Origin of the sequence: Thioclava sp. JE_KL1, from assembly GCF_009296265.1 — a bacterium.
Taxonomy (GTDB): Bacteria; Pseudomonadota; Alphaproteobacteria; order Rhodobacterales; family Rhodobacteraceae; genus Thioclava.
The window spans coordinates 1-2,121 of sequence record NZ_WBJS01000048.1 but is presented as its reverse complement, the minus strand read 5'-3'; the positions used below and the strand labels follow the sequence as shown (position 1 = coordinate 2,121).

The 2,121-nt window shown below is 59.9% G+C and carries 1 protein-coding gene and 1 pseudogene; one reads left to right on the top strand and one right to left on the bottom strand.

Going from position 1 to position 2,121, the window contains the following annotated elements:
- Window positions 1–81: 81 nt before the first annotated feature.
- Window positions 82–1,100, top strand: a pseudogene (locus F8R15_RS20810) (IS3 family transposase); the annotation flags it as partial.
- A gap of 23 nt (window positions 1,101–1,123) precedes the next feature.
- Here F8R15_RS20810 and F8R15_RS20805 read toward each other — a convergent pair.
- Window positions 1,124–2,121 (bottom strand): hypothetical protein (locus F8R15_RS20805; protein ID WP_216644159.1); only part of this gene is annotated, 998 nt, incomplete at its 5' end.

The following is a 2,121-nucleotide window of genomic DNA, read 5'->3' as shown; positions in this document are numbered from 1 at the left end:
TGCTCTGCCCCCTGAAAATTGGACCGTTTGAAACTGGAGTTTTCAGCTAAGCTTTCCTGGCTGGGAGAGGAGCGGAAGCGCATGAAAGCATCGAAGTTCACGGAAGCACAGAAGGCGTTCATTCTGAGGCAAGGCGAGGAAGGCACATCAGTTGCCGAGATTTGTCGCAAGGCTGGGATCGGGCAGTCGACCTATTTCGCCTGGAAGAAGAAATACGGCGGGTTGTTGCCCGATGAGATGCGTCGGCTGAAGCAGCTTGAAGATGAGAATGCACGGCTGAAGCGGATCGTGGCGGATCTGACACTTGATCGTCAGATGTTGCAGGATGTCGTGCGGCGAAAGCTCTGAAGCCGGAACGGAGGCGTGAACTGGTTCGCGGGATGTGCGCAGACTGGGCGGTCTCGATCCGCAGGGCATGTGGGGCCCTGAGGTTCGACCGCTCAAGCTACCACTACAAATCTCGCCGCACCGATCCGGCAGAGCTGAAGCGGCGGATCAAAGAGATCTGCGAGACGCGTGTGCGCTATGGCTATCGGCGTGTCTACGTCGTTCTCGACCGGGAGGGTTGGGATGTCAGTATCAGGAAGGTCTACAGTGTTTACAGAGCCTTGGGGCTGCAACTGCGGAACAAGACGCCGAAACGAAGAGTAAAAGCGAAGCTGCGAGATGACCGCGCTGACGCCGTTGGCCCGAACGATGTGTGGGCAATGGATTTCGTTCACGATCAGCTCGCCTTGGGCAAGAAACTGCGGATCCTGACCATCGTCGACACGCATTCACGTTACTGCCCAGCGACGGATGTGCGGTTTCGGTATCGCGGCGAAGATGTGGTCCAGACGCTTGAACGGATTTGTAGCAAGCTCGGCTACCCAAAAACGATACGAGTCGATAATGGCAGCGAGTTCGTCTCCCGCGACCTCGATCTCTGGGCATATGCCAAGCAGGTTACCTTGGACTTTTCACGGCCCGGCAAGCCGACCGACAACGGCTTCATCGAGGCATTCAACAGCAAGCTGCGGGCTGAGTGTTTGAACGCCCACTGGTTCATGAGCCTTGCGGATGCGGCGAAAAAGCTGGAGGATTGGCGAAGACACTACAACTCTGCTTCATTGCGCCCATCTTTCTATGTTGTTGAAGAAAATAGGTTTTGCTGATCCGGGTGCGATACCGCGGGGTGTTTGGGGTTTTTCTGCGCCCGTTTCCTGAGTTGTTGGGACGCCGTTTTTGACAGTTCCGCGCGCTCGAATACCCATGGCCCGTCGGCAAGCGGATGATCCGCCTCAATTTCACCCGCTTCCGCTGCCAACCGCAACGTTTTTGGGGCCACCCCGAGCAGCTTGGCCGCGCTGGATAGGTTGAGCCAGGGATCGAGGCCGCCGGGATCGGGCTTGAATACCGGAATTTTGCGGTAGGACCGGAGTGCAGTGATGCGCTCCCTGGTCCAGCGGTTGCCGTTTCCGGTGGCAAGACCGTTCCGGTTCAGAACGCCTGCGATGACATCGTCGCTGGCGATCCGCGCAAGCTGGCGGACAGCCTCAACAATATCCGGCGGTGTTGCATTGCGCTGTCCGCGGCGGCGCTTTGGCAGGCGGATTTCCGTATGGGCGCCGCCGGCCCAATGAACCAGCAAAACGATCTCGGAGGCATCATCATCAAGATCTGCCACCACTTCCTGGATCACCGTGCGGACGATGCGCTTCTTAAGCCTGGCATCGGTGGCCGGCGCAAACCAGACGCGTTCGAGATTGGACCCCAGGACGGCCAGATCTTCCGCCGGCAGTGGTGTTCCGTCCCGGCTGGCCGTGTCGTGCTGCGCGAGCTTGTGCTCGATCTCCTGAACCCGCTGAAGCGCCCGGTTCCACCGGGTTTCCAGTTCGGCGGTCACCAGGCGGTTCTCCGGGTCGGACGCATCATACTGCCGGAAGGCCCGGTCAGCTGTGTATTGGGCCGCCTCCAGGTCACGGCAAAGCGCGCCGCGGACCTGGTCCCGCTGGCTCACTGCTTGCCTGGCGGCCGCCTCTGCGGCGGCGATGGCACCGGGACTGACCACCTGCAGGAGCGCGTGTTCAATGGCATCGTCGACCCGCAAGCCACCGAAGGAGATGCAGCGCGCTTCGCCGT